The sequence below is a fragment of the Pseudomonas sp. genome (assembly GCF_030150285.1).
Lineage (GTDB): Bacteria > Pseudomonadota > Gammaproteobacteria > Pseudomonadales > Pseudomonadaceae > Aquipseudomonas.
In genome coordinates this window covers 1-25,998 of the sequence record NZ_JASLGE010000073.1, presented here as the reverse complement: position 1 = coordinate 25,998, position 25,998 = coordinate 1, and the positions used below count along the sequence as shown (strand labels likewise).

The 25,998-nt window shown below is 54.4% G+C and carries 24 protein-coding genes and 2 pseudogenes; 18 read left to right on the top strand and 8 right to left on the bottom strand.

Annotated elements, in window-relative coordinates; all coding sequences use genetic code 11:
• Positions 1–370, top strand: a pseudogene (locus Q1W15_RS16545) (DUF2875 family protein); the annotation flags it as partial.
• Positions 367–636 (top strand): PAAR domain-containing protein, encoded by a 270-nt coding sequence (locus Q1W15_RS16540; RefSeq protein ID WP_300730261.1) that lies wholly within the window; start codon positions 367–369, stop codon positions 634–636. The pseudogene Q1W15_RS16545 and the gene Q1W15_RS16540, both read left to right, overlap by 4 nt.
• A 61-nt stretch (positions 637–697) precedes the next feature.
• Here Q1W15_RS16540 and hrpB read toward each other — a convergent pair whose 3' ends face one another.
• Entirely contained in the window at positions 698–3,223 is a 2,526-nt protein-coding gene (hrpB, locus tag Q1W15_RS16535) for an ATP-dependent helicase HrpB (RefSeq protein ID WP_300730260.1), read from the bottom strand.
• A 90-nt stretch (positions 3,224–3,313) separates the two neighbouring features.
• Here hrpB and Q1W15_RS16530 point away from each other — a divergent pair, with 90 nt between their 5' ends.
• Together Q1W15_RS16530 and Q1W15_RS16525 are read left to right on the top strand one after the other, a co-directional pair.
• Positions 3,314–3,733, top strand: coding sequence for a polyribonucleotide nucleotidyltransferase (locus tag Q1W15_RS16530; protein ID WP_300730259.1), 420 nt, complete (start codon positions 3,314–3,316; stop codon positions 3,731–3,733).
• 14 nt (positions 3,734–3,747) lie between these two features.
• Positions 3,748–4,650 (top strand): cation diffusion facilitator family transporter, encoded by a 903-nt coding sequence (locus Q1W15_RS16525; RefSeq protein ID WP_300730258.1) that lies wholly within the window; start codon positions 3,748–3,750, stop codon positions 4,648–4,650.
• On the opposite strand, the gene Q1W15_RS16520 is transcribed toward Q1W15_RS16525, so the two are convergent.
• Positions 4,647–5,645, bottom strand: a complete 999-nt coding sequence (locus Q1W15_RS16520; protein WP_300730257.1) for a DUF6515 family protein — start codon at positions 5,643–5,645, stop codon at positions 4,647–4,649. The two genes, Q1W15_RS16525 and Q1W15_RS16520, sit on opposite strands and share 4 nt — an antisense overlap.
• 396 nt (positions 5,646–6,041) lie before the next feature.
• Here Q1W15_RS16520 and Q1W15_RS16515 point away from each other — a divergent pair, with 396 nt between their 5' ends.
• Positions 6,042–6,539: an Lrp/AsnC family transcriptional regulator gene (locus Q1W15_RS16515; protein WP_300730256.1), complete on the top strand. Its 498-nt coding sequence runs from the start codon at positions 6,042–6,044 to the stop codon at positions 6,537–6,539.
• Positions 6,540–6,780: 241 nt separating this feature from the next.
• Positions 6,781–6,990: a DUF2788 domain-containing protein gene (locus tag Q1W15_RS16510; RefSeq protein WP_060690612.1), complete on the top strand. Its 210-nt coding sequence runs from the start codon at positions 6,781–6,783 to the stop codon at positions 6,988–6,990.
• On the opposite strand, the gene Q1W15_RS16505 is transcribed toward Q1W15_RS16510, so the two are convergent.
• On the bottom strand, positions 6,985–7,551 hold the full coding sequence (locus Q1W15_RS16505; RefSeq protein WP_300730264.1) for an rRNA large subunit pseudouridine synthase E: 567 nt from the start codon (positions 7,549–7,551) through the stop codon (positions 6,985–6,987). The two genes, Q1W15_RS16510 and Q1W15_RS16505, sit on opposite strands and share 6 nt — an antisense overlap.
• Before the next feature lie 143 nt (positions 7,552–7,694).
• Positions 7,695–9,167 carry an AMP nucleosidase gene (amn, locus tag Q1W15_RS16500; protein WP_300730255.1) on the bottom strand — a complete coding sequence of 491 codons (1,473 nt, stop codon included), beginning with the start codon at positions 9,165–9,167 and terminating at the stop codon, positions 7,695–7,697.
• A gap of 430 nt (positions 9,168–9,597) precedes the next feature.
• Here amn and Q1W15_RS16495 point away from each other — a divergent pair, with 430 nt between their 5' ends.
• The 7 genes from Q1W15_RS16495 to Q1W15_RS16465 are packed head-to-tail and all read left to right on the top strand — an operon-like array spanning position 9,598 to position 15,802.
• Entirely contained in the window at positions 9,598–10,656 is a 1,059-nt protein-coding gene (locus Q1W15_RS16495; protein WP_300730254.1) for a hypothetical protein, read from the top strand.
• A 55-nt stretch (positions 10,657–10,711) separates the two neighbouring features.
• Complete coding sequence (locus Q1W15_RS16490; RefSeq protein ID WP_300730253.1) at positions 10,712–12,013, top strand: MATE family efflux transporter; 1,302 nt, start codon at positions 10,712–10,714, stop codon at positions 12,011–12,013.
• Between the two features lie 54 nt (positions 12,014–12,067).
• A complete protein-coding gene (locus tag Q1W15_RS16485) occupies positions 12,068–12,550 on the top strand; it encodes a hypothetical protein (protein WP_300730252.1) in 483 nt (160 codons plus the stop codon).
• Positions 12,547–13,125, top strand: coding sequence for a phosphoribosyltransferase (locus tag Q1W15_RS16480; RefSeq protein ID WP_300730251.1), 579 nt, complete (start codon positions 12,547–12,549; stop codon positions 13,123–13,125). The genes Q1W15_RS16485 and Q1W15_RS16480 overlap by 4 nt, the downstream gene beginning before the upstream one ends.
• The gene (locus Q1W15_RS16475) at positions 13,122–13,964 is read left to right on the top strand and encodes an inositol monophosphatase family protein (protein WP_300730250.1); all 843 of its coding nucleotides are present in this window, start codon (positions 13,122–13,124) and stop codon (positions 13,962–13,964) included. The genes Q1W15_RS16480 and Q1W15_RS16475 overlap by 4 nt, the downstream gene beginning before the upstream one ends.
• 18 nt (positions 13,965–13,982) lie before the next feature.
• Entirely contained in the window at positions 13,983–15,119 is a 1,137-nt protein-coding gene (locus tag Q1W15_RS16470) for a radical SAM protein (protein WP_300730249.1), read from the top strand.
• Positions 15,116–15,802, top strand: a complete 687-nt coding sequence (locus Q1W15_RS16465) for a thymidylate kinase (protein WP_300730248.1) — start codon at positions 15,116–15,118, stop codon at positions 15,800–15,802. Before Q1W15_RS16470 ends, Q1W15_RS16465 begins: the two co-directional genes overlap by 4 nt.
• 135 nt (positions 15,803–15,937) lie before the next feature.
• On the opposite strand, the gene Q1W15_RS16460 is transcribed toward Q1W15_RS16465, so the two are convergent.
• Both Q1W15_RS16460 and Q1W15_RS16455 read right to left on the bottom strand, forming a co-directional pair.
• Positions 15,938–17,590 carry an acyl-CoA dehydrogenase family protein gene (locus Q1W15_RS16460; protein ID WP_300730247.1) on the bottom strand — a complete coding sequence of 551 codons (1,653 nt, stop codon included), beginning with the start codon at positions 17,588–17,590 and terminating at the stop codon, positions 15,938–15,940.
• A 180-nt stretch (positions 17,591–17,770) separates the two neighbouring features.
• A pseudogene (locus Q1W15_RS16455) lies at positions 17,771–19,699 on the bottom strand (sensor histidine kinase); the annotation flags it as partial.
• Between the two features lie 271 nt (positions 19,700–19,970).
• Between Q1W15_RS16455 and Q1W15_RS16450 the strand changes: the two are divergent.
• The 4 genes from Q1W15_RS16450 to Q1W15_RS16435 all read left to right on the top strand — a co-directional run bounded on the left by Q1W15_RS16450 (position 19,971) and on the right by Q1W15_RS16435 (position 23,540).
• On the top strand, positions 19,971–20,768 hold the full coding sequence (locus Q1W15_RS16450) for a hydroxymethylpyrimidine/phosphomethylpyrimidine kinase (protein ID WP_300730246.1): 798 nt from the start codon (positions 19,971–19,973) through the stop codon (positions 20,766–20,768).
• Between the two features lie 17 nt (positions 20,769–20,785).
• A complete protein-coding gene (thiE, locus tag Q1W15_RS16445) occupies positions 20,786–21,409 on the top strand; it encodes a thiamine phosphate synthase (protein WP_300730245.1) in 624 nt (207 codons plus the stop codon).
• A 31-nt stretch (positions 21,410–21,440) separates the two neighbouring features.
• Complete coding sequence (gene hemL / locus Q1W15_RS16440; protein WP_300730244.1) at positions 21,441–22,724, top strand: glutamate-1-semialdehyde 2,1-aminomutase; 1,284 nt, start codon at positions 21,441–21,443, stop codon at positions 22,722–22,724.
• Positions 22,725–22,991: 267 nt separating this feature from the next.
• Positions 22,992–23,540 (top strand): tetratricopeptide repeat protein, encoded by a 549-nt coding sequence (locus Q1W15_RS16435; RefSeq protein WP_300730243.1) that lies wholly within the window; start codon positions 22,992–22,994, stop codon positions 23,538–23,540.
• 3 nt (positions 23,541–23,543) lie between these two features.
• On the opposite strand, the gene Q1W15_RS16430 is transcribed toward Q1W15_RS16435, so the two are convergent.
• The gene (locus tag Q1W15_RS16430; RefSeq protein ID WP_300730242.1) at positions 23,544–24,791 is read right to left on the bottom strand and encodes a hypothetical protein; all 1,248 of its coding nucleotides are present in this window, start codon (positions 24,789–24,791) and stop codon (positions 23,544–23,546) included.
• Between the two features lie 635 nt (positions 24,792–25,426).
• Positions 25,427–25,753, bottom strand: coding sequence for a DUF1820 family protein (locus Q1W15_RS16425; protein ID WP_300730241.1), 327 nt, complete (start codon positions 25,751–25,753; stop codon positions 25,427–25,429).
• 132 nt (positions 25,754–25,885) lie between these two features.
• Here Q1W15_RS16425 and Q1W15_RS16420 point away from each other — a divergent pair.
• Positions 25,886–25,998 (top strand): hypothetical protein (locus Q1W15_RS16420; protein WP_300730263.1); only part of this gene is annotated, 113 nt, incomplete at its 3' end.

The window sequence follows — 25,998 nt, the reverse complement described above, 5'->3', positions numbered from 1 at the left end:
CGAAGGCACCGCCCCGGTGCGGGTGTTCTACGACAGCACCGACAATATCGACGGCCTGATTACCCTTAACAACGCCCTGCACGCACTGAATACGGACGGCACCGGCATCGAGCTGGGCAACGTCGAAGAAGGCTACGACCTGGGCCGTCGCCTGGGCAATACCGGCGTCAGCAGCGCACTGGTCGCCATCAACCTCGCCAGCATGGCCAGCTACCTCGACGGCGGCACCAGCGCCGTGGTCTACAACGGCAGCGACGGCACCACCACCGTACAGATGGTCCGCCCACCGGACGAAGCCACCAAAGCCCAAAACGCCAAAACCCGCTGGGCCGATCCCTTCCTCTTTGGTGCGCCGGGAGTCACGCAATGAAACGACCTGTTTGTTTAGGCGACGCCACCAGCAGTGGCGGTAAGGTCGTCGAATGCCAGCTTGCAGGCACTCACCAGCTCAACGGAAAAACCATAGCCGTGCTCGGCGACAAGGCCACCTGCCCGTTGCATGTGGGTATTTACGCGTTCACGGAAAGCCACCCACATCGGCGCATGAACGGCCTAAGCATCGTTCTGGATGGGCATCGGCTGGAATGCGGCTGCCACGGGGTAGCAAGCCATGCAGCCACCGTAAAGGTGGGTTGACTGCCCACCCCGTCAAGTGCCTAACCCCGTGCGTACAGAGCGGTCTGCGGAGAACAAAGACTCATGGCTTTCTGGGCTTGGCTCTAGCGGTAGCCTCTGCGATTAAAGGGTTGTCAGGCCAAAAGTGCTTTGGGTATCGACCCTTGAGGTCTTTTTTCACTTGCACATAGGTACTGCGCCAGAAGTTGGCCAGATCTTGGGTGACCTGTACGGGCCGGCGGGCCGGCGACAACAAATGCAGTGTCAGTGGCTGTTTGCCGTGAGCAATCCGAGGCGTTTCGGCCAGCCCGAACAACTCCTGTAGCCGCACAGCGAGAATTGGCGGGTACTCTGAATAGTCGATGCGGATGCTCGAACCCGAAGGCACCTGGATCGCCTGAGGTGCCTGGCTCTCCAACTCCTGCGCAAGCGCCCAAGGCAGCTGATTTCTGACTATCGAGGACAGGTCCAACTGACTGAAATGGCTTAGCCGGGTGACCTTGCCCAAGTAAGGCGTGAGCCACGCCTCAAGCGTCTGGATTAGATTGGCATCGCTCAAATCCGGCCATTTGCTTGCGGTCTGGCTATTCTGGATATCCAGTTGACGCAACAGTTCGACCCGCGCTTGCCACTGTCTTAACTCAGGCGTCCACGGCAGTAGCTCAATACCCTTACGCCTGACCAGGCTGACCAGAGCGAGCGAACGGGCTTGCTCGTCCAGGTTTGGCAACGGCTTTGTGGAAAGTACCAACTGCCCCACCTTCAATTGCCGCTCGGCCTTGAGCACCCCTTCTCGCTCATCCCAATCAAGTTCGTCTACCGACTTCACAAGGTCTGCTAATGCGTCGTCGAAGAGGGCCGGATCAAACTCGGCCGCCAGGTAGATGCGTTCCTCACGCTGGCCCTGTCGGCTGCCCAGGTCGGCAATCACCAGCCACGGGTGTTTCATCAGGCCATCGACCTCGTTGAAGAGGGCCGCACGACCATTGGCGAGGCGGTATTCCGCGCCGCCCGGTTTGCGTTGTTGCGCAATGCGGTCGGGGTAGGCCAGCGCCAGCAAGGCCCCCAGCCAGCGCGCATGCTGTGGGTCAGCTACCGGCCGGGTAGCCTTGCCACGCAAGTAGCCACGGTATTGTCGGGCCAGTTGTCGGGCGCGCTGAACCCCGCCCTGTGCGCCCCGCGCAGCTTGGTTTTCACCCGCCAATAAAGCCAGCCGGCTATGCACATCGGCACCGGCACCGCGCAAGATATCGCGCTCGCCCAAGAGCGCCGCCACGTCACTGGCCAGGGTGCCCAGGCCCAAGTCCTGCCCGCGCAGCAGCAGGTGCGCAATGCGCGGGTGGGCGGGCACCTCGGCCATTGCCTCGCCGTGAGGGGTGAGTGTGCAACTGGCGCTCAAGGCCCCCAACCGTTCAAGCAGTTGCTGAGCCTGTGCATAACTGGCAGCAGGAGGCACATCGAGCCAGGTCAACTCGCCCGGGGTCACGCCCCAGCGTGCCAGTTGCAGCGCCAACCCGGCCAGGTCGGCCTGCAACATTTCTGCACTGCCATACGCTGCCAGTTGCCCGTGCTGGTCTTCAGACCACAGGCGGTAACACACGCCGGGCTCCAGCCGCCCTGCCCGCCCGGCGCGCTGGGTGGCGCTGGCCCGTGAGATGCGCTGGGTGTCGAGGCGGGTCATGCCGCTGCCCGGATCAAAGCGCGGCACCCGCGCCAGCCCCGCGTCGATCACCACCCGTACACCATCAATGGTCAGGCTGGTTTCCGCGATATTGGTGGCCAGCACCACTTTGCGCGTGCCGGCGGGAGCGGGCTCGATGGCGGCCCGTTGTGCCGCCAGGTCCAATTCACCGTGTAAGGGGCACAGCAGGATGTCGTGCCGTGAATCCAGCGCCTCGGCCAGTTGCTGATGCACCCGGCGAATCTCGGCCTGGCCGGGCAAAAACACCAGCAGGCTGCCACTGTCATCGGTCAGGGCATCCAACACCGTTTGCACCACGCGCGGCTCAATAAACTCACCGGCCACAAACGGCCGACCCCAGCGCATGGCTACCGGGTACATGCGCCCTTCACTGCGCAGCACCGGCGCGTCATCGAGCAACCCGGCGAGCCGCTCGCCTTCGAGCGTGGCCGACATCAACAGGATTTTCAGCGGCTGCTCATCACGAAACAACTCACGGCCATTGAGGCTCAAGGCCAGCGCCAGGTCAGCGTCGAGGCTACGCTCATGAAACTCATCGAAGATCAGCAACCCTACACCTTCCAGTGCCGGGTCCTGCTGCAAACGCCGTGTCAGGATGCCTTCGGTGACCACTTCGATGCGGGTGTCGGGGCCCACTTTACTGTCGAGGCGGATGCGATAGCCGACCGTTTCACCGACCTTTTCACCCAGCTCGCTGGCCAGCCGCTCGGCAGCGGCGCGGGCGGCGAGCCGACGGGGTTCGAGCATAACGATGGTCTGCCCCGCCAGCCAAGGCTCGTTGAGCAAGGCCAGCGGCACACGGGTGGTTTTACCCGCACCGGGCGGCGCTTCGAGCACAACCTCGTTGCGTTCGCGCAATGCCTGACACAAGGCGGGTAAAACTTCATCAATCGGCAAGGAAATCATGGTGGCTCCAGAACAGTACGGCGAGTATAACGGCGAACTGTCTGGTATTAAGTGCGGTCTTAGACTTCACGTTTCTTCGAGGTGTTTGCTATGCGTAGCGTTTCGCGTGTGATCGGCGGTGTAGTAGCGGCGGCCCTGTTTACCCAACTGACGGCGTGCGGCAGTATTTTCTTCCCGGATCGGCGGGGCCAGATCGACGGCAAAATCGATCCTGTGGTGGTGGCGCTGGATGCCGTCGGCTTGCTGTTTTATGTGATTCCGGGGCTGATCGCGTTCGGCGTCGACTTCGCCACCGGAGCCATTTATTTCCCGCCGGGTAAAACCGCGCACATCGCCCCGGAAAAACTGAACGAAGCCATCGGCGCAGACGGCAAGGTCGATAACAGTAAGTTGCAGGCGATTCTTGAAAGTGAACTGGGCCATAGCTTCCCGCTGAACGACCCCCGCCTGATCCAGCACACAGGCAGCGCTCAACAACTGGCGATGTACGGCCTCAAACCCGCCGCCTGACTCAAGGACCGATTATGACCAGCAGCCAGGAACACGCCCGCCTGTTACGCCTGGCCACCCGCACGTCGGTGGCGGTGGCGGGTGTGCTGATCGTGACCAAGGCCATCGCCTGGTGGTTCAGCGGTTCTATCAGCATGCTCGCCGGGCTGACCGACTCGATGCTCGACGGCGTGACTTCGTTTCTCAACCTGCTGGCGGTGCATTACGCCTTGCGCCCCGCCGACGACGACCACCGTTATGGCCACGGCAAGGCCGAGTCGCTGGCGGGCATGGCGCAAGCGGTGTTTATCGCCGTGAGTGCGGTACTCATCGCCTACCAGGCGGTGGAACGCCTCAAGCACCCCGAGCCCGTGGGCGCGCCATGGCTCAGTATTGCCGTGATTATATTTTCGCTGGTGATGACCGTGGGGCTGCTGATGCTGCAACACCGCGTGGTCAAGGCGACGGGCTCCAACGCGGTGCGGGCGGACTCGCTGCATTACCGCTCGGACTTGATGCTCAATGGCAGTATTTTGGTGGCGCTGGTGCTGTCCACCGTGGGCTTTCCCCAACTGGATGCCTGGTTCGGCCTGGGCATTGCGGTGTACATCCTCTGGAGCGCACTCCAGATCGCCCGTGAGAGTTTCAAGGTGTTGATGGACGAAGAGTTGCCCAGCGACGTCAGCGAAAAAATGCTGGCGCTGGCTTGCAGCGTTCCCGGCGTACTGGGTGCCCACGACTTGCGCACGCGGGTCTCGGGCAATGTGTGGTTTGTGCAGTTGCACCTTGAACTGCCGGGCGAGCTGACGTTGTCAGCGGCCCATGCCATCAGCGACCAGGCCATGGACGCCATCAAGAACGCCTACCCGCAGGCCGACGTGCTGGTACACGCCGACCCGCCGGAAGTGGTCAAACCTAAAACCCGCTCACCGGTTTAATACGTCACCTGGTAACCCCGGCTGCTCAGGCAGGTGCCCTGCGCCTGCCGATAGGCCTGAACCACCGATGGCGCAGGCGCATAAGCCATATGCGCCGGGTCAAAGTGGCTCTGGTCCACCGACCAGCGGTAACAGTCGTAGCGGTCCTGATTGATTTGCGCAGGGCTTTGACCGTTCATCGGCCAGGCCACCACGTCATAACCGTTGTTGACGGGTGGCTGCACCGGTTGCGCAACGGGGGTGGGCGGCTGAACCACGATGTAGTCCTGGGTGCCAGGTTGGTAGGCGTAATACGCCCCGGCCGCCAGAAACAGCAACGTACTGCCAACCCATACTTCCCGCGCGTAGTCCGGCAAATACCCTACGCGAATGCCGTACGGTGGCTGCACCACGATGTAACGTGGGCCTTGCGGGCGATACCAATAACCGCCAGAAAAGAAGTAGTTCTGCCCCCGATACGGTACTTGCCAGTGCTGCCCGGGGAACCGATCGACGATATAGCCCGGCCGATACTGCGGCCCGGCCCCCCAGCCATTACCCTGCCCGCTTGGGCGGCCCGCCCAGCGCGAGTCACGGGGATGAGCGTCGGGCCTTGGGTTTGCCGCGCCCTGCCAAGGCGAGTGATAGCCGGGTTGACGGGGTGCGGTTTGCCAGGCGTTGCCTTGGCCAGGCCAAGAGCGTTGCACGGCCCCGGGTCGCGGCTGGATGGGCAAGGTGTTGCCCGGCGGCTGAGCGGGCGAAGCCGGGCGCACGTTGTCCTGATGAGGCCGACCTTGCCACTGGCCGCCCTGAGGCTCACCCCGGCCCGAGTTGGGCATCGCGCGATCGGGTCGAGACTGATTATTGCCCCTGTCGCCTTGCTCACCGCGCTGCTGGCCGCCGTTGGGGCGCGCCTGCTGAGGGTTGCCATCACCCGGCCCATCGGCCAGCACCTGCGCGCTGGCGCTCACATAAAGCAATCCCACAGCGGCCAAACGCCAGATGCGCGATGTCATGGTTGTTCTCATCAAGAAGGGGGGGTGTAAAGGTAAGACTGAGAAATCAGCAACCGGTTCTGCCAAGGGCCGCGTAGCGTGTCACTTATTTGTGACCATAAAAAAGGGCGACCCGTCGGTCGCCCTTTGAATTTTTCGGTCCTGGCTCAACACTCGTGATGTTGGCTCACCTCACACTGTCTTCTGAACGGTGCGTAGCCCGGGGGCCAGCGTTCCCCTGTGGGGTTGGCGGCCGCGGCTGGCCTGATTCGGCGGGCCGCTGTGGACTCTATGTCCGGGCAGTGATTCTGTTAATAAGCATAGGCCTGAGGCTGAAGCAGGGGATTGCGAAGATTGCTGAATAAAACATTACTTGCGCAATTTTTGCCTTAAGGCTGATACTTTCACGCAATAGTTATGAGAAAGGGTGTCTTCGTGAGCAAACTGGACCGGTACGACCTGAGCATTTTGGCGGAATTACAGCGCGATGCGCGCATCTCGAACCAGGAGTTGGCTGAGCGCATTGGTCTGTCACCTTCGCCTTGCTCACGGCGCGTCAAGCAATTGGAAGATGACGGCTACATTGACCGACAGGTCGCACTGCTGGACCGCAAAAAGCTGGGGCTGAGCCTGACCGCCTATGTGCTGATCGGCATGGACCGCCATACCCCCGAGCGGTTCGAGAACTTTGAAGCCTCGATCCGCAATCTGCCCCAAGTGCTGGAATGCAGCCTGGTCACGGGCGTCGACGCCGATTACCAGTTGAAAGTGGTGGTGCCGGACATGGATCACTATCAAAAGCTGCTGCTGGGCCATTTGACCCGCATCGACGGCGTGACCAGCGTTCGTTCGAGCTTTGTGCTCAATCAGGTGCTCAACAGCACCGAACTGCCGCTGACCCACCTGCGCACCTGAAGGCAACTACAGGAGCGAGCTTGCTCGCGATCTGTTGATCTTGAAAAATCGCAAGCCAAAGATCGCGAGCAAGCTCGCTCCTACAGATTGGGCTTGGCGCGCTGACGCCACGTTATTGTGGCAAAGCCTGTGGGAGCATCCGGTCGACGCTTGATTGCTCCTACACAGGTCAATCATCCCTCTCTGCCCCTTGGCGTATACTCCCTCGGCTTTTTGACCTTGCCCTTGCCGGAGAACACTGATGGATCCTGCCTTGCTTGAAGAGTGGATGATGACGATTCTGGTCAGCGTCCTGATCATTTTTATGGCCTTTATCGTCTGGGACCTGGCAAAGAAATCCAAGGCCGGGCGGTTCGGCTCGTTTATCCTGTTTTTCGTACTGGGCCTGGGCGTCGCCGCGTTTATCATCAAAAGTGTGGTGATCGGGCTGATCGAGTCCGGCGCGCTATAACGTGGCGGGCACTTCTTTGTAGTGCCCCTGCTCCAGCCCATCGATCGTCCAGTCGCCAATGCGCACGCGCACCAGACGCAAGGTTGGCAAGCCGACCGCTGCTGTCATGCGACGCACCTGACGATTGCGCCCCTCGCGAATCACCAGTTCCAGCCAAGACGTGGGCACGCTCTTGCGAAAGCGCACGGGCGGGTTACGCGGCCACAACGACGGTTCTTCCAGCGCACGGGCTTCGGCGGGCAAAGTCTTGCCGTCATTGAGTTCCACACCGTCACGCAACTGCTGCAACTGCTCATCGGTCGGCTCACCCTCCACTTGTACCCAATAGGTCTTGGGCAACTTGTGCTTGGGGTCGGCAATGCGCGCCTGTAACCGGCCATCATTGGTCAGCAACAACAAGCCTTCACTGTCACGGTCCAGGCGACCGGCCGGGTAAATGCCCGGTATGGGGATAAAATCCTTGAGCGTCGCCCGCCCGCCTTCATCGCTGAACTGGGTCAGCACATCGAACGGTTTATTGAACAGGTACAGCTTGGGGTCAGACGGCGCAGCCTTGGCCACACGGCGGTTGGCACCCTGAGGGCTGGGTTTTTTGGGGGCCGGACGGCGTGAGGCGGGGCGAACAGGACGGGACATGACAAAAAGAACATCCAGCGATCAGGGCTGGCAATGCTAGCTGCCTGACCGCTAAATGACCATTCGGATTAGCGGAACGGCGGCTCGTCGAAGCTGCGCAATTTACGCGAGTGCAACGAGTTGAGCTGGCTACGCATCAAATCCACGGCGGCGATGCCGATTTTCAAATGCTGGCTCACAGCGCGCTCGTAGAACGCGTTGGCCGAGCCTGGCAGTTTGATTTCACTGTGCAGCGGTTTATCCGACACGCACAGCAACGTGCCATACGGCACCCGCAGGCGATAACCCTGGGCCGCGATGGTGCCGCTTTCCATGTCCACGGCCACAGCGCGCGACAGGTTGATCAGCGGGCGTTCCTCGGCCCAGCGCAGTTCCCAGTTACGGTCGTCGTAAGTCAGTACGGTGCCGGTGCGCAGACGCTTTTTCAGCTCGTCGCCGCGCTCACCCGTGACTTGAGCCGCGGCTTCTTGCAACGCCAACTGCACTTCAGCCAACGCCGGGATCGGAATATTCGGCGGCACCACGCGGTCCAGAATGCCGTCGCGGCGCATGTACGCGTGGGCCAGCACATAGTCGCCAATGGTTTGCGACTGACGCAGGCCGCCACAGTGGCCAATCATCAGCCAGCAATGCGGGCGTAGCACGGCCAGGTGGTCGGTGATGTTCTTGGCGTTGGACGGGCCTACGCCGATATTGACCAGCGTCACCCCGTGGCCGTCGTTGGCCTGCAAGTGATAAGCAGGCATTTGGTAGCGGTGCCACACCACTCCCGCGGCAATAGCCTGGGCTTCGCCGTAGTCCATGGATTTTTCGATCAGCACGTTGCCCGGCAGAACCATACGCACAAAGCGTGGGTTGTCGCGCAATTGTTCAAGGCCGTGGAGGATGAACTGGTCGACATAGCGGTGGTAGTTGGTCAGCAGGATCCAGGGCTGCACATGCCGCCAGTCGCTGCCGGTGTAATGCACCAGGCGGCGCAGGGAAAAATCGACCCGGGCGGCGTCAAACAGCGCCAGCGGCAGCGGATCAGTGTTGGCCCAATCGTACAGACCGTCGGCAATGCCATCGGTGGCGGCCGACAGGTCGGTACTGGGGAAAACCCGCGCCAGCGCGGCGGCCGTAACCCCGGAGCCGGCCAACTCATCGCCCTGCTCAACCACATAGGGGTAAGGAATATTTTGCTGGCTCACGCCCACTTCAACCACAACCGTGAAGTCGCGCATCAGCGGCACCAGTTGCTCCAGCAGATAATTGCGAAAGGCCCCTGGGTGGGTCACGGTCACGCTGTAAGTGCCCGGCAACTGAACCTTGGCATAAGCGCGGGTCGTGGTCGGGATTTCGCCATGAATGGTATTGGTCAGCCGCAGTTCCGGGTAGCGGAACAGATCGCGCTCTTGCGCCGTGGGCTCGACGCGGTCCTTGAGGTAACGCTTGAGCGCCTGACTCAGCGCCGTGGTTGCGCGTTCGTGCAACGCGGCGAGCCGGTCGACGGCCTCTTCAGCGGTAGAAACGACCATAAAAGCTTCAGTCACAATAAGCATCCTGTCTTCAGAACGGGCAGGCCTTTATCTTGCCTGCATCGCTGCCTCACTGGAACACTGAATAGTGGCAAATTGAGATTTGGTGCAGCCGCCATACGCAGCAAGCCGCAGAACCTCAGATGCGGTGAGTTAACGGTTAAAGGCTCTACCCCCTATCAAATTTGGCTGACGCGAAGCTGCTAACCCTTGTGTGTAATAGCGACATAAAATTGGCACTCATGTCATAAAATAGAAATCAACTATGCATGTAGGAACAAGCTCTATATGACAATAGACAAATCCAACAACAGATAAAGATAAGTAACAGCCTTATCAAAGAACCGTCTTTTTTCCTAAAAAAAATTGACGTCCTAGCAAATTGACCACTACAGTTTTAATTCCTACAAAACACAATATGTGACTTGCGCACAAGATAAGGGAGCCACATTCAATGACCCCTCTTATAAAAATCGCCGAATCGAAAGTATCTGAAAGCGACATCTTAATTTTAGAGGGGAAAATATCCATCCCAAAACAATACTTACTAGAACGAGCGTTCTTAAAAAATACGAGCATTCTCGTTGTTGCAGGCAGCCTGATTGAAGGAATTGGTAGCATTCACTCTGATATAGACTGCATTGTAATGTGTGATCAAAGGCCTACAGCAATAGACATTGAGTCGCGTAAACATGCACTCGTTACAGATAGCAACTACCACTGCATCACTGGCGGCGAAGGCGTACATAACACGACAGACTTTTTTGGCGACACAAGCCTCCACATTGACGCAGACTACATAACATTCGATGAGCTCAGGAAAATAACACTCAAGATTGATAAAGCCTACCATCAAGTCACAAATGATCAGCGCTTTTTATATGAACCGGTACTATCAAATACGGAAAACAACGTCATTCATCGTTCACTAACAGGCCACGCATTAACGAATGAACAGAAGTTCAACCAACTAAAGTCCAGCCTCCCTATCGAGAAACATATCTATCTTGCCCACCGTGAAAAACTTCCCGTATTTTATGCATTCCAAGATGTCCAAGGTTGCTGGCAGTCAGGTAATCTCTGGATGGGGTGTGAAATTGTAAGAGACATGATGCTAAAAACAACCATGAGTTTTACCTACCTGACAGGAACGACCAACAAACATTACAAATGGATCTACTCTAACATCTTCAGAGTTAATGGTTTCAATGAAATCAAGGATGTATTTTTCTCTCTGAGTCGAGAAGGAGCCAACACAGAAGAAGAGTGCCGTCGATACATCCTTAAAACGCTTGACTTCATGGATATGGTTTTTCTAGCCATCGAGCAATTGTTAAAAAAATCTACCTTATATCCATCGACACAAAAATCCCTTACCGCACTAAATACAGAATTCAATAACCGCAACCACACCTACCACAAGGTATCCAAATGCGAATATTACTTCAGGATGAAATATTTTGCTGCTGAAGGAACACCTTCTTTAACGAGCCTTCTCAAAGAGTGGGACTGAAGCCTTTTCTCTATCATATTTCCATACGAGACCTACTACACCACGGTGATAGAATATGGAAATTGCCAGAATCTCGATTCCTTTAATACTCTCCAGGCTTGGCGAGATGATCGCCTCGCTTATCTATTTTTCATTCATAGGTCACTTCGCTGTTAGCGCACTAAGTGATGCATCATTTGCTTGGGCGTTAGCGTCATTTTTAACGGTTGTCGGCATTGGATTTTTTTCTCCACTGCTGGTAAAAGTGGCCGGATCGAACGATCTAACTAGAGACAACATTGCACACGATTTGAATATTTCTTTTCGATACGCCATATTATTCGGAGCTCTCATAATAAGCTGCATTACCATCCACACAATAATCCAATACAACTCACCCACCAAGGACATCAACTTACAAAGTAGCAAATTACTACTTATACTCTCGCTGCACCTTCCAGCCACCTTTATTCAGCTAACAATTTTCAACTTTTTCAATGCTATAAAAATAACAAAATACGAACTTACTTACGTATGGCTATTCAATTTTAGCATCGTCATAGCAGGAACCCTCCTTACACTTACCGACAAAAAAATAGAGGCTACATATTTCATATCAGCATATGTAGTGCTGAAGTGGCTTTTTACCGCACTAACATTATGCACGTTCAACTTGAATATCCGCGCTTACATCCCACAATTCCGTCATTATCAGAACATCTCAAGAGCGGCCTATGCAAAATTTTTCTTAAATGGATTGCCATTAGCACTTTGTCTCGGCGGAGAGAGTTCCTTATTTTTCATATTCACCCTTATTTCAAAATCCTTGGGTGACTCAAGCCTTGCTGCGTATCAAGCTTCTTTGCACTTCCTAAGCATTGTATATATGATCTCCATTGGAGTAGGTAACGGAACAGGTATTGTAGTAGCCCATCACTTTACATCAAAGAATTTTCCTAGTCTGAGAAGCTCATACATTCAAGGTATGTCAGTTGGACTCTCAGTGCTCATTCCAACTTTAATCGCATCACTTTTGTTCATCGAACACATATCACTCATATATACATCTAACACCGCGATACGCCGACTAATTGAAAAGAACATAATAATATCCTTACCCTTCATACTATTTGAATACATTTACATCATTACACGCACAACACTAAGAAGCATGGGGGATTTTTGGGTCCCAGCACTAATGACAATTCTATCACTTAACCTATTAGGCCTGACCACCTATAGCATTTTACATCTATTATACGAGCACAATCTCAGCGCGATATTTTTAACTTTAACCATTTGTTCATTAACCTTAATGCTTCTATTACTCAAACGATTTCTCTATATATTCAGAATAAGCAAAATTCTTAACCGATAGCTTTTTACAACCATTACTCAACTCGTATTACACGACCCAAAAAGGAAGTATCCGATGAGCCATGAAACAGAAATCCACGACCTAACAAAGAGAAATACATACCCAATAACCATAATTAGCGAGCATCATTGCTGGCGAACATTGAGTGGGATTCAGACTAGCAACTATTATATTTATCGCACTGCTATAAAAAACGGTTGCCATCTTCAGAACGTCTCATTTGCCCTTCGTCATCCTGAAGAAATGATCTGTGATTTAAGCAACCTTGAACCAATTTACAACGGCATGTCTAGCAAGGAAATATTAAGTATTTGGAATCACTTAAATTCAAGCTCCCGAAAAATCAAAAGAGTCGGAGTCGGTAGAGTTGAAGGCGATGGCTTGTCGCCTGAAATAGCTATTTTTGGTCCAGCCAAAGATACTCTTAAAAACTTGAAAACCTCGTTAGTCCGGGAAGCTTTTTTTACCATAAGTATGACTCACTGTACTTCAGAGAAAAAAAATTTAACCGAGGCATCTCTAAAAACCGCCTCTTGATAAACACTAGCGCACAGACCATAGACTTCCATAACATTTTTTGCGACTTTTACAGCAAATACGTATCTCATGAGCATTGGGACAGTTGCAGTGCATTCAATACCAGATACATATATGAAGATCACGAAGTCTGGCATCAAATTAATAAAATCTCAAAAAACAAGCTATTTATTTTATCAGCTGGTTTGCCTCTTGCTCTCGGATATATGGCCGCAACCGGAGATGAGCATATATACTTCTCAGAAATACATAGACAAAACGATGCAGGAATCCTGAATAAAGATAACTCATTTCATGGCATTTTCCCCACCCCAAAAAAACCCAATGACACATGGCTTATTATCGACAAGTCCTATACAGGAGGGAGTCTCAGACAGGCAGCAAATACAATAAGGGCACAATACGGTTATGACATAGAAATCAAAACAGTCGCACTGTTTCCAAAAACATTCAGTGCCTTTATCGCGGCGGATTATGCTGTGTACGCCGGAAAACTATTCGACGTAAGAGATTACGCCTCACTATTAGACAGAGATAGTTGGCATTTACAGCTTTTAAACGTTGAACCAACATGAGGCCCTTATTTCAGTGTGAAAAAATCGCGGAACTTGAAAATTGCTTATATGCGGCCAGAAAAGAGTTACGCCGTTATTGGGCCAGCATCTTGGCCGGCTTACCTGATTTCAAAAAAAACCAAAAGCCTGATTACTCCAAAACCTCATACGACCTAGACTGCCAGAAAATAATACTGGACTGCCTTTCCAATATTAGTCTATCCATTACAATTTTCTCTGAGGAACTGGAGAATCCTACACGAACACTTGGGCATACCGAAGAGTTCTACCTGCTTATCGACCCTTTAGATGGTACACATAATGCGATTTCAGGATTTCCAGCTTTTACATCAAGTGTTGCACTTTCTCATAACGGAATTTACATATACAGCTGGGTTTATGACATCTCAAGAGACTTATCATACTCCGCAGCATTAGGTGAAGGTGCTTTTCTTCAATCACCCATTATCATTAAACGACTTCAAACTCGTAATGTTAATAAAATAGAAGATATGCGAATCGCCTTTCACCGCCCAAAGTCACATAAAGATCAAATCCGCATGGAGCAACTTATTTGGGCGGCACATAAAATTAGAGTCTGTTCATGCTCCTCGCTAGAAATTTGCCTCATTGCTGCTGGTGCTCTCGATGCTTTTATTGATATTGGTAAGCCTGGGCATGAACGTAGCTGTGATATTGCCGCAGCGGAACTTATTCTGAAAGAAGCAGGCGGAGCGCTATTTGATGCATCAGGAACACCAAGAGCCTCATTACCCCCTTCAAATGCCGCTCTTTCAGATTACGGAACATTGATTGCCTTATCCTCTAAAGAGCTTATATCTATTGTAACATCACATTAACTTAATGGAATACCTGGCATGCTAATCGAAACCGTGAATCTTAAACTTGAACTATTATGCAAAGGTGTAAACCTCACCCAGAAATTCCTCAAATACTACAAATTCCAGACTGAATCAATTGAAAAGAGACGAGCATACGGTACAGGTGATAGCTTAATCCTTGATGCAAGCTTTCGTACACCTCAAGAAATAATTCTTGACAGCGGGATAATTGCTGGAGCCAACTACAATCCAAACTCCGAACTCGTCATAGATGTAGAGCACGATTCACCAATCCTTAGATATAAAAATAATATCATCAATATCACTTTCCCTAAGCGACCTATTTCATATGGAGAACTTTTGAGTAGCGGCGAGCTATTCGAGCAACATGTCACTGTATATGGGGATTCGACCCTGGGAATTTTTTCCCCAGGGCACTGTTACTATTTCAATGACGATCGAGAATGCAAGTTCTGCTCTTTGGGGGCGGCAAGAAACAGGTTATCAGATCATAAGATGTGTATTAAAGGTGATCTAGCAGGAGAAGCCGTAAGTTTGGCCATCAGGAAAGAAAGGGAACGATACACACGCGTTTTACTTAATGGGGGCACGATACCGAATTATGACAAGGGGTACTCAATGCATATGGACTTGCTTGAGCGTGTAAAAATAATAAACTCAAATAGCACGCTGGAATATCACTTGATTTCGATGCCGCCGAAAGATTTTCGTCTATTTGAGCGTTTTAAAACGCTTGGCAACAACATGTCCATGAGTTTAGAGGTATTCGACCCAGCACTTTTTTCGACCGTGTGCCCAGGAAAAGCTCAAGATTATACGCGAGATCGATTTCTTGCTGCTTTCGAGGCTGCAGTAGAAACTTTGGGACGTGGCAATGTGTACGTAGGTTTCGTGGCCGGCATGGAGCCTTTAGAGTCTCTTATTGAAGGTATTGAGTACTTTGGAAATATGGGGGTAGTACCCGCTGTTGCCGTTTTCCACCCAGATGCGGGGTCGCAGTTCGCAGAATTCCCGAGGCCCTCAACCAATTATCTAAGAGCACTCGGAAAGAAAATGTCGGAAATCTATCGAAAAGAGAATTTTCAGCCATTAATTGAGGGAAGCGGTAGAAACTCTTTAGACACAGAAGCCTATTTAGGAGGATTTGCATGAACACTACCCCTTGCCGTGCTTTGCTCATTGCATTCGAAGGCACTGATGGTGCCGGAAAGTCTACAACCGCGCGAGCTGTGTATGACAGAGTTTGCGGGTTTCACCCTCGATTAAGCTTCATCGATAAAAACAGACCGCCCGTAACAACAGGCTATACCGAATTCCATATGGCCCGGATTCGAGAAATTCTCTGGGACTATCCCGAGGATGCTCCATTAGAACAACTCGGAGACAGGCATTGGTTAAATTTAATAGCGGCTTGGTTTCAAGCCACCGATTATGCGGCTATCAGACCATTAATGGAGAATGGGACAAGTTGCATTACAGATGGTTGGTACTATAAATACTTAGCCCGTTTTTTACTCAAAGACTCAACAATAGCAGATGAGGCACTCGCAGTATTCACCACCATAAAGAAGCCTGATGCCATCATTTTTTTGGATGTTGACCCCATTATTGCCGCTCAAAGAAAAGGTGCTTTTCGCCTTAGTGAGAGCGGGGCTTACGACGGGGGCGATGAAGACCGCCTTAAGAGTTTTATCGACTATCAAAATCGGGTTCGCTCCAGCTACCAACGCTGCGGCTTGACAAACTGTGTGCGAATTGACACTACCGACCTTAGCGAGGAGGCCGTCATCGATAAGGCGGTTGACGTGATCAATAATATACTTAATAGAAAATAGATAAATGCACTCAAGAAACAACCATTACCTCCTAATAATTACTGACGGAGATCCTATCAATTCGTTGAAAATATATGGCTCGTAATAGCTGTAACACGCACAGCTATTGCGAGCGAGCTCCCAACCAAATGTCCCCTATGCACAGCCTTGCGGGGTTGAGCGAGCGACGATCGCTGCGACGTTCACTCCACGCGGCAAGGTGCCGTAGACGCGGCCGCTGCCCTGTAGGCGACTGGCAATAAACGCGTCGCTTACGTCGCTGTTGCCCGCCTCCAGCAGCAGTTTGGCCTGTAGGCCCAGCGCGATGTCTTCTGTCAGTTGGCGGGCGCGGTATGGCAGGGCGTCGGTGTCCTTGAGCGCCTGCTTCAGGTGGGTGATGTGTTGAGCCAAACGCGCGTCGCCGTGGCCGTCGCCCAGTTCGGCAAACAGGGCGTCCAGTACGCCTGCTTCTTTGGACAGGGCGCGCAATACGTCCAGGCACTGCACGTTGCCTGAACCTTCCCACGTGGAATTGACCGGGGCCTCGCGGTACAGCCGTGGCAGGATGCTGTCTTCGACATACCCCGCGCCGCCCATGCATTCGGCCGCTTCGTTGATCATTGCGGGGGCCCGTTTGCAGATCCAGTACTTGCCCACCGCTGTGACCAGACGCGCAAACGCCCCTTCCTGTGGATCGTCCAGGTGATCCAGCGCACGCCCCATGCGCAGGCTCAAGGCCAGGGCGGCTTCGCTTTCCAATGCCAGGTCTGCGAGTACGTTTTGCATCAGCGGCTGGTCTGCCAGTACCCGACCACCCACTAGCCGATGGGCACAGTGATGGCTGGCCTGGGTCAATGCCTGACGCATCAAAGCGCTGGATCCGACCATGCAATCGAAACGGGTCATGGCCACCATTTCAATAATCGTCGGCACGCCGCGCCCTTCTTCACCGATCATCCACGCCAACGCCCCACGGAACTCGACCTCGCTGGACGCGTTGGAGGTATTGCCCAATTTGTTTTTCAGCCGCTGGATATAGAACTCATTACGACTGCCGTCTGGTCGATGACGCGGTAGCAAAAAGCAGCTCAGGCCTTTGTCCGTCTGGGCCAGAGTCAGAAAGCCATCACCCATCGGGGCTGAACAGAACCATTTATGGCCCAGCAGTTCATAGGCCTGTCCCGGCCCCGAAGCACCCACCGGGTAGGCCCGGGTGGTGTTGGCCCGCACATCGGTGCCACCCTGTTTTTCGGTCATGGCCATGCCGAGGGTGACACCGCTTTTTTGACTAAAATCGACATTGCGCGGGTCGTATTCGGTGGCGAGCACCTTGGGCAGCCAGAGTCGGGCGATGTCCGGTTGCAACCGCAAGGCCGGGACGCTGGCGAAGGTCATGGTCAGCGGGCAACCGGTACCCGCTTCGGCTTGGGTGTGCAGGTACGTCATGGAGGCACGGGCCACATGAGCACCGGGTTGCGGGTCGGTCCAGGGCAAGGACGGCAAGCCGTGTTCAACCGCCGTGCGCATCAGCTCATGGTAGGCCGGATGAAAGTCCACGCGATCAATCCGATGGCCGTAGCGGTCATGGCTGACAAACACGGGTTTGTTTTCGTTGGCCAGAAAACCCGCCGCCATCAACGGCCCACCTGCCAGTGCGCCGTACCGATCAATTCGGTCCCGCGCCCAGGCAGCACCATAGCGCTGGCCCCACTGCTGCAAGGGCAGGTCAATGCGGTACAGGTTCACGCCATCCAACGATGGCGGTTGATTGGTCACATCGTGGGTTTCGGCGTAATCGTGCAGGTTCATGGCGCGGGCTCCTGAAAATGATGCCAAGCAGCCAGTGAAGCACGCCTCTGCGTCATCACAAGTGGCATATACGCCTAACTGTCGGCGTGTTTGCCCTATTGAACAGACCGCAACCCCTGTGAATGGGGCCGGTTACAGGCCGTCGAAAGGCTGAGGGGATGCCGCGACGTCGCCAGGCGCTTCGAGGTCCAGGGAAAAGCGGAACTGCGAACCCAGCCCCAATTCGGAATAGTGAGTCAGGTGGCCGCCCAGCAGTTCAACAACCTGTCGGCAGATCGCCAGCCCGATGCCCAACCCTCCGTACTCTCGGGTCATGGAGCCATCGACCTGAAAAAAATGCTGGTACAACATGGCACCTTCCTGGTGAACAAATCCGATGCCAGTGTCGATCACATCAAACACAAGGGTCCAACGACCCGCACTCAAGGGTTTGCCGGTGACCCGCAGCACCACCGAACCTTCACGGGTGAATTTCACCGCGTTATCCAGCAGGCATTCGAGGCATTGGCGAATTTTCTCGGCATCACCCACCCACAGTTCCGGCACATGGCGGGCAATATCGGGCCGGAACGTCAGGCCTTTACTGCGCGCCCGTGCTCCGAACGGCTGGCTCAAGCCCTGAACCAGTTGGTTCAGGCTGAACGGTCGGGGCTGGGCAACGAGCCGCCGCGCTTGCAGTTCCGTTAACGTCAACATGCCGTTAACCATGCTCATCATGGCCTTGGCCGAGGTTTCGGCAGTGTGGGTGTACTGTTCCAGCTCAGGGTGCATGTCCAGGGTTTTGATCAGCTCCAGTGAGCCGATCACTCCGTTCATGGGGGTGCGCAGTTCATGGGTCACGGTGGCCAGAAACTCGTCTTTGAGTTGATTACTGCGGGCCAGTTGCTGGTTCATTTCAGCGAGCTTTTGCCCGGATTCCTGCAACGTGCGGGCCTGCAGGTCGCGCATGGCATTGATACGGTCAGCCAGCGCCAGGGACAACAGCCCTACCTCGATGGCCGAACCTATCTGGCTGGCGTACATGGTCAGGAACACGTTGGGCAAATAACCCAGCACCATCAAGGTGTTGACCAGGCCACCCAATAAAAAGGCCGACCAGGCAATCACAAAATAGCGGGCCACTCGCAGGCCGCTGCACCAAGCCACAACACCGGAAACGAAGATGGTCACGATAAACGCCAGCGCCAACCCGGTGGCCAGGCGTAAGGAAATGGCATAGCTGGTGGTCAGCGCGAGCCCCATCACCAGCACGCCAAAGGCCATCAGGCCTACCAAGGCGCGATCCAGCCAACGGCTGTGAGAAGCCGTGAGCAAAAACGTGCGGGTAAACTGGCAGCCAAAGAACGCCGCCGCACCAATCAGAAAGGGGGTCGCGGCATTGGCCCACCACGGGTTGTTTGGCCAGAAGTACTGCACCGCAGCGCCGTTGACGGACAGTTGGTAAAGGCCAAACGAGGCGATATAGAGGATGTAATAGAGGTAGCTGGTGTCACGCACACTGATATAAATAAACAGGTTGTAAACCAGCATGCCCAGCAAGACGCCGTAAATCAGGCCCAGAATATAAATGCGGATGGGCTGTTCTTCGAGGTAGGACTGCGCCGACCAAAGCGTTAACGGAGCCTGGATTGATCCTTCGCTGGCCAGGCGCAGATAGAGCGTTTGCGCTTGCCCTGGGCTGAAATTGACCTCGAACAGGTAATTGTTTTCTTTGATCTGGCGGCTACTGAACGGCAACGCATCCCCTGTGCGCTCGACCAACTCGTACTGCCCATCGGGGCCAGCCTTATACAGGTCAATATGGTCCAGGGGCGGGTAAGCCAGTTCCAGCAGCCACGTGCGCTGGATACGGGGGTTCTGCGGTTGATAACGCAAATTCACTTTCAACCAGAAAGCCGAGCGCGAGTAACCCGCGTTCAGCGTGGTTTTATCATGGGGTTTGAACAGGCTGTCCTGGGCAATGACATCGGCCAGTGTCGCTTGGCCGCCGACGTCTTCGAACACCTGCATCACCCGGCCCAAGGGCAGACTTTCTGTGGTTTCGTCGAACGCTACTGCGCCGGCCAGCAGCGGTAGCCAGCCCAAAAACATCATCACCCAATAGCGCATACAGCCCCAGCAGTGCTCTCCCGATAACGCGCGCAGCCCCTCATTGCAGTGGGAGGCGGCGCTGGCCGGATGATCAGTTATAGATTTGAAGTCACTTTATCATAGCCGATGATGGCAAAAATACATCAACTTAAAAATCAAAGAGAAGGCTCTAAACTGGGCATTACAGCGGGAACAGGCCACAAAAAAAGCCCCTGCTCATGCCGAAAAACCACAGGTGTGCACGGTGCAAAGCGCCCCCAAAAACCGTTTGGTGGTAAGCTCGCGCACCATGAATACCTACAGCTCTCGCCCCGTTGTCCTCTGTCTCTCCGGCCATGACCCCAGTGGGGGTGCCGGCTTGCAGGCAGATATCGAAGCCCTGCTGGCCCAAGGTTGTCACGCCGCCCCGGTCGTGACGGCCCTGACCGTGCAGAACACCGTCAATGTCAGCGATTTTCGCGTGCTGGATCGAGCGTGGGTGCTGGCACAAGCCAACGCCGTGCTCAGCGACTCCACCATTGCGGCCGTCAAGCTGGGCATGCTCGGCTCCCTGGAAATGGTCGACACCGTGGTCGAACTGCTTCAGGCCAACCCGACGTTACCGATGGTCTGCGACCCGGTGCTGCGCGCGGGCGGCGGCGGGCGACTGGGCAAGGACGAGGTGGGATACGCCATGCGCGAGCGCCTGCTGCCGCTGGCCACCATTGCTACGCCGAACCTGCCCGAGGCCCGTATTCTGGCCGAACTGCCCGAAGGCAGCGCCGACGAATGCGCCGAAAAACTCCTGCCTTTTTGCAAACACGTGCTCATCACCGGTGGCCACGGCGATGAACACGAAGTCCATAACCGCCTGTACAGCCGCGACGGCAGCCGCCACACCTTCACCTGTTACCGCTTGCCGGGCAGCTATCACGGCTCGGGCTGCACATTGGCCAGTACGTTGGCCGGGCGCCTGGCCATTGGCGAAGGCCTGGTCAGTGCAGTCGAAACCGCGCTCAATTACACGTGGCGCACCTTGCGCGATGCGGAGCAACTGGGGCAGGGGCAATTTGTACCGCGCCGCTTGCCACTGGACTTCTGCTCATAACCCATGAGGCTCGACCTATGAAGCTGCGTGGCCTGTACGCCATCACCGACAGTGCACTGCTGACGGGCAAGTTTCTCCCGTATGTCGAGGCCGCCCTCGACGGCGGTTTGACGCTGTTGCAGTACCGCGACAAAAGTGGCGACGAGGCCCGCCGGCTGCGTGAAGCCGAAGCCTTGCAGGGTTTGTGTGAGCGTTACAAAGCGCACCTGATCATCAACGATGATGCCGAACTGGCGGCCAGGCTGGGCGTGGGCGTTCATCTGGGGCAGACAGATGGCCCGCTGACCCCAGCCCGTGCCCTTCTGGGCGCTAAAGCCATTATCGGTTCAACGTGCCACAGCCAGCTTGAATTAGCTGAACAGGCCACCCGAGAAGGTGCGAGCTATGTTGCGTTCGGCCGTTTTTTCAATTCCAGCACCAAACCCGGCGCACCCACTGCGACCCTGGACGTCCTCGACCAGGCACGCAAACAGCTGGACCTGCCCATTTGTGTGATCGGCGGCATTACCCTGGACAACGCAGCACCTCTGGTCGAACACGGCGCCGATTTGCTGGCGGTGGTTCATGGCCTGTTTGGAGCCGAATCAACCCGGGACGTGACCCGTCGCGCCCGCGCCTTCAACGATTTGCTTTCACTTTAAATACCGAATCCTGATTCTGAGAGAGCCCACCATGTCTCGTTCCGAAACCCTGTTTGCCAACGCTCAAAAACACATCCCCGGCGGTGTTAACTCCCCTGTTCGTGCGTTCAAGAGCGTAGGCGGCACCCCGTTGTTCTTCAAACACGCGGAAGGTGCCTACGTCACTGACGAAGACGACAAGCGTTATGTGGACTATGTGGGCTCGTGGGGGCCGATGATTTTGGGCCATAGCCACCCGGACGTGCTCGATGCGGTGCGTGCGCAACTGGAGCACGGCCTGTCATACGGCGCGCCGACCGCCATGGAAACCGAGATGGCTGACCTGGTGTGCGCCATCGTGCCGTCGATGGAAATGGTGCGCATGGTCAGTTCCGGTACCGAAGCCACCATGAGCGCCATTCGCCTGGCGCGTGGCTTTACAGGCCGCGACAACATCCTCAAATTTGAAGGCTGCTACCACGGCCATTCCGACAGCCTGCTGGTGAAAGCCGGTTCCGGCGCACTGACCCAAGGCGTGCCAAGCTCGGGCGGCGTGCCGGCCGACTTCGCCAAGCACACCCTGACCACCACGTTTAACGATATCGACGCGGTTGAAAAATTGTTGGCCGAAGTGGGCGACACCGTCGCCTGCATTATCGTCGAGCCGGTCGCAGGCAACATGAACTGCGTACCACCGGCACCGGGCTTCCTTGAAGGTCTGCGCCGCCTGTGCGACCAGCACGGCATCGTGCTGATTTTTGACGAAGTGATGACCGGCTTCCGCGTTGCCCTGGGGGGCGCACAGGCTCATTACGGCGTCACGCCAGACCTGAGCACGTTCGGCAAAATCATTGGTGGCGGCATGCCGGTCGGCTGTTTTGGCGGCAAGCGCGAAATCATGGGGTGCATTGCGCCGCTGGGCCCGGTCTACCAGGCAGGCACATTGTCGGGCAACCCGCTGGCCATGGCCGCCGGCCTGACTACGTTGCGCCTGATCAGCCGCCCGGGCTTCCATGCCGAGCTGACCGCGTACACCACCCGCCTGCTCGACGGCCTGCAACAGCGCGCCGATGCGGCGGGCATCCCGTTTGTTACCACACAGGCAGGCGGCATGTTCGGCCTGTACTTCAGCGGTGCCGATGACATCGTGACCTTTGACGATGTGATGGCCAGCGATGCAGACCTGTTCAAACGCTTCTTCCACCTGATGCTGGAAGGCGGTGTGTACTTGGCGCCGAGTGCCTTCGAGGCCGGTTTTACCTCCATCGCTCACGGCGAAGCGGAGTTGCAACTGACCCTGGACGCCGCTGAACGTGCGTTTGCAGCGCTGAAGTAACCCCGAACCCTCTGTAGGAGCGAGCTTGCTCGCGATCTTTTGATCGTAAAAAGCTCGCATCTACAGGGTTTGGTGTTCCTTAAATACGCCTTACAGCGCTAATCATTCACCCCGCCCGTCCAATATCGTCTTAAATCAATGCTTATGGCGGACACGCAGCAGAAAAACGAGTAAAGACTTTGTAAGGTTGGCTCCGCTTATTTCATAATGCGCGCTTACATATTCCTTGGTCGGGTCAGCCCGTCTTTCAGAGGTACGTCGATTCCCATGAACCGCACCGGCCGCGCCCTTGCACTGGGCTGCCTGTTGCTCCTACAGCCGCTGCTTGCCCAAGCAGGCGGTAACTCGTTGTTGATCCCAGCAATGGGTCGCTGCACCCTGAATACTCAGCCCGAAGACCTCGCCGAGGCACTCGCTGCCTGTGAACAGGCGGCTAAATCCGGGGATGCGCAAGCCGAATACGAGTTGGGCGAGTTCTATTACGACGGTAAAAACACCCCACGCGACCTCAACCTGGCCCTCACCTACTTCGAACAGGCCTCGCTGCAAGGCCACGCCCAGGCACAATTCCAGCTGGGTACCATGTTCTTCAAGGGCGAAGGCGTACCGGCCAATAACATCCAGGCGTACATCGTCTTGAAAATGGCGGCTGTCAACGGTGCCGAAGAGGCGCTGGACACCGCAGACGAAGTGGCCGAACAAATGCCCCGCGACCAACTCGAAACCGCGACCCAGATACTCGGCCAAATATTCCGCAACTACCTGCTAGAGCTGCAATCAGCAGACGGACGCTCACCGTTTTCGCCATTGCCTTGACGTTTAAACGGCTGCGAGTTCGGTTTCTCTCGCATGCATGGATCGAATACGCAACTGCAGAAACAAAAAACCTGCCAGCAAGCCTGCACTTTGTAGTCTCAGGTAGAAATGAATGTCTCTGGCCCCCACGCTGACAAAAAAAATAATCGGTATCAGCACACTCAACATCACGCTATTCATGATGAACTGAGGCACCAAGACATCGCGCATAACGCGTAAATGAGAGGTACTCAGAGATAGAACTGAACCACTAACCAAAAGACAACTGGCCGATATAAAAGCGCCACGATCAAACGTAACTATCTCCCCTCCCAACCCAAAAAAAATAGAGTGACCTGTTAATGAAAGCGCACAGAGCAGCACGCCAACCAACATCCATAACCCCAACTGACCTTTGACATAAAACTCCCAACGCCGCCCCGCATATCGACTGATATAAAGGCTGTGAGCCTGACAATAGGCTACAACAGGGATCATGAACAACCCGATCACCGACATATAAACTGATAACTGGGCGACCCATATCGCCATGGTTGACGCCAACTTTTCATTCAGCAAATAGAAATACAGCTTTTGCCCGGCCAACCCAAACGCAATAGGAAAACCCAACATCACAACATTCCGAACTGTACGTCTGCAATGCATCGGAGAAAACTCAAGTTCACGCGCCCATGAAAGCCTTACTAAACAAACCAACAACACGGTCTCCCCGAACAAAAAATACCCGGCCGCCCAAAAAATAAAATGCTCGACATCAACAACAAAAAAAACCACAACCAGATAGAACAATGATAAAGCAGTCGCTCCTGCCTTTATCATTGAGCACGCCCGAGCATCACCACTCGCCTCATGAAAAAAATGGAGAAACGTATTAACAACTAATAAGGGTATCGCACCGACGTAGATAACCGCCAAGAACTTAACCTTACCAACGCCCATCTGAGCGCCCGGAAAACAGTCCATCAACATAACAAGCCCAAGGCTAACCAGTAGAGCAATTGACGCCATTATCACAGCAACACTTAAACCTCCACGAAACAAACTCATTTTTTCATGTGGACTATTGGCATGCTCGGCAACGAGGTTACCCGTTGCAGCCAACGACATCGACACCATGACCGCCAACACTGAATAGATGGCCAGTACATAGGCAATAAATGCAAGATCGCTGGGGCGATTATGGCCAGTAAGAGTGTAATACCGCAGTAGGGCACGATTCGACTCGTGGTGAAAGGAAACAGGGAACGCCACATATAGATGTCATAACGCATCAGTTATCCCCCAAACAGAAACCATCTTCCTTCCAAATTCAATCTCGTGCAATGTTTGCACAACATCGAAAGCGACTCTCAAGTTAACCCCATCCTCTTCACTTCTAACCCCAAAATAAGGACAGTGATGCCAAATCTCGTCCACCTGAAACAAAGGAGGGAGAACTTGATAGTAATTAACGTATTTTTATTTAAGAAAAGAAAACCCCCTGCAATACTGCATTGCTATTTGAGCCCCCAACAGCATCCATTTACTGCACAGCAATACATCGTCAGAAACAAGCGTCTCCTTGATAAGTGAGAAATCCATCCTGTTAATAGACTTCACCGCACCCGCCAACATTGGTAGCCGATCAGCTGACAAGAAAACAATACGCTCACAGAAACTTAACACAATAAAAATCTAGACAGAAAAATATCAATCTTCAGTAAGAAAACACTTATATAAAGCCATGAAATTTCAAACACCCAGAAAACACAAACAACAGGATTGATCCGTCTTATATCAACCCTGCTCAAACTCTTGAAAATGCGGACATTTTTCGTGCAACAGGCTGGGCCTGTAAAAACCCGACACTGACTTTTAAAGGTTTTTTAGCCTGCCTGTTATGCGCCCTACTTCTCCGGCATCGGAAAAGGAAATGGCATCACGTTGCTCGTGCCACGGGCTTCGCTGATTTTCGGTGTGCCCAGGCGCTCGACTTCGTCGATGCGCACAATCGAGTGCATCGGCACAAAACTGCGCACCACGCCTTCGAATTGGGCCTTGAGTTTTTCTTCGCTCGGATCGACGACCATTTGCGTGCGCTCACCAAAGACGAATTCTTCTACCTCCAGGAAGCCCCACAGGTCACTTTGGTAGATCTGCTTGGCGTACATTTCGAACACCTGGCCCTGGTTGAGGAAAATCACCTTGTAGATTGGAGCTTCGCGTTTGGTCATGGTGGGCGGGTAAATATCTGAAGGTATAAAAGAGGGCGCGAACTATAGCATAGCCGCCGGACGCACAGCGGTAGATAGCCGCGAGCTTGCCCCCTATAATGCGCGGTTCTTTGAACCACTTGATGAACACCCATGGCCAAGAAGCTTTACATCGAAACCCACGGTTGCCAGATGAATGAGTACGACAGCTCACGCATGGTCGATCTGCTGGGTGAACATCAGGCCCTGGAAGTCACAGCGCGCGC

Excerpts from the sequence above, each read along its gene's own strand:
- Q1W15_RS16540 (WP_300730261.1), top strand. The coding sequence starts at position 367 with ATGAAACGACCTGTTTGTTTAGGCGACGCCACCAGCAGTGGCGGTAAG.
- hrpB (WP_300730260.1), bottom strand. The coding sequence starts at position 3,223 with ATGATTTCCTTGCCGATTGATGAAGTTTTACCCGCCTTGTGTCAGGCA.
- Q1W15_RS16530 (WP_300730259.1), top strand. The coding sequence starts at position 3,314 with ATGCGTAGCGTTTCGCGTGTGATCGGCGGTGTAGTAGCGGCGGCCCTG.
- Q1W15_RS16525 (WP_300730258.1), top strand. The coding sequence starts at position 3,748 with ATGACCAGCAGCCAGGAACACGCCCGCCTGTTACGCCTGGCCACCCGC.
- Q1W15_RS16520 (WP_300730257.1), bottom strand. The coding sequence starts at position 5,645 with ATGACATCGCGCATCTGGCGTTTGGCCGCTGTGGGATTGCTTTATGTG.
- Q1W15_RS16515 (WP_300730256.1), top strand. The coding sequence starts at position 6,042 with ATGAGAAAGGGTGTCTTCGTGAGCAAACTGGACCGGTACGACCTGAGC.
- Q1W15_RS16510 (WP_060690612.1), top strand. The coding sequence starts at position 6,781 with ATGGATCCTGCCTTGCTTGAAGAGTGGATGATGACGATTCTGGTCAGC.
- amn (WP_300730255.1), bottom strand. The coding sequence starts at position 9,167 with ATGCTTATTGTGACTGAAGCTTTTATGGTCGTTTCTACCGCTGAAGAG.
- Q1W15_RS16495 (WP_300730254.1), top strand. The coding sequence starts at position 9,598 with ATGACCCCTCTTATAAAAATCGCCGAATCGAAAGTATCTGAAAGCGAC.
- Q1W15_RS16490 (WP_300730253.1), top strand. The coding sequence starts at position 10,712 with ATGGAAATTGCCAGAATCTCGATTCCTTTAATACTCTCCAGGCTTGGC.
- Q1W15_RS16485 (WP_300730252.1), top strand. The coding sequence starts at position 12,068 with ATGAGCCATGAAACAGAAATCCACGACCTAACAAAGAGAAATACATAC.
- Q1W15_RS16475 (WP_300730250.1), top strand. The coding sequence starts at position 13,122 with ATGAGGCCCTTATTTCAGTGTGAAAAAATCGCGGAACTTGAAAATTGC.
- Q1W15_RS16470 (WP_300730249.1), top strand. The coding sequence starts at position 13,983 with ATGCTAATCGAAACCGTGAATCTTAAACTTGAACTATTATGCAAAGGT.
- Q1W15_RS16465 (WP_300730248.1), top strand. The coding sequence starts at position 15,116 with ATGAACACTACCCCTTGCCGTGCTTTGCTCATTGCATTCGAAGGCACT.
- Q1W15_RS16460 (WP_300730247.1), bottom strand. The coding sequence starts at position 17,590 with ATGAACCTGCACGATTACGCCGAAACCCACGATGTGACCAATCAACCG.
- Q1W15_RS16450 (WP_300730246.1), top strand. The coding sequence starts at position 19,971 with ATGAATACCTACAGCTCTCGCCCCGTTGTCCTCTGTCTCTCCGGCCAT.
- thiE (WP_300730245.1), top strand. The coding sequence starts at position 20,786 with ATGAAGCTGCGTGGCCTGTACGCCATCACCGACAGTGCACTGCTGACG.
- hemL (WP_300730244.1), top strand. The coding sequence starts at position 21,441 with ATGTCTCGTTCCGAAACCCTGTTTGCCAACGCTCAAAAACACATCCCC.
- Q1W15_RS16435 (WP_300730243.1), top strand. The coding sequence starts at position 22,992 with ATGAACCGCACCGGCCGCGCCCTTGCACTGGGCTGCCTGTTGCTCCTA.
- Q1W15_RS16425 (WP_300730241.1), bottom strand. The coding sequence starts at position 25,753 with ATGACCAAACGCGAAGCTCCAATCTACAAGGTGATTTTCCTCAACCAG.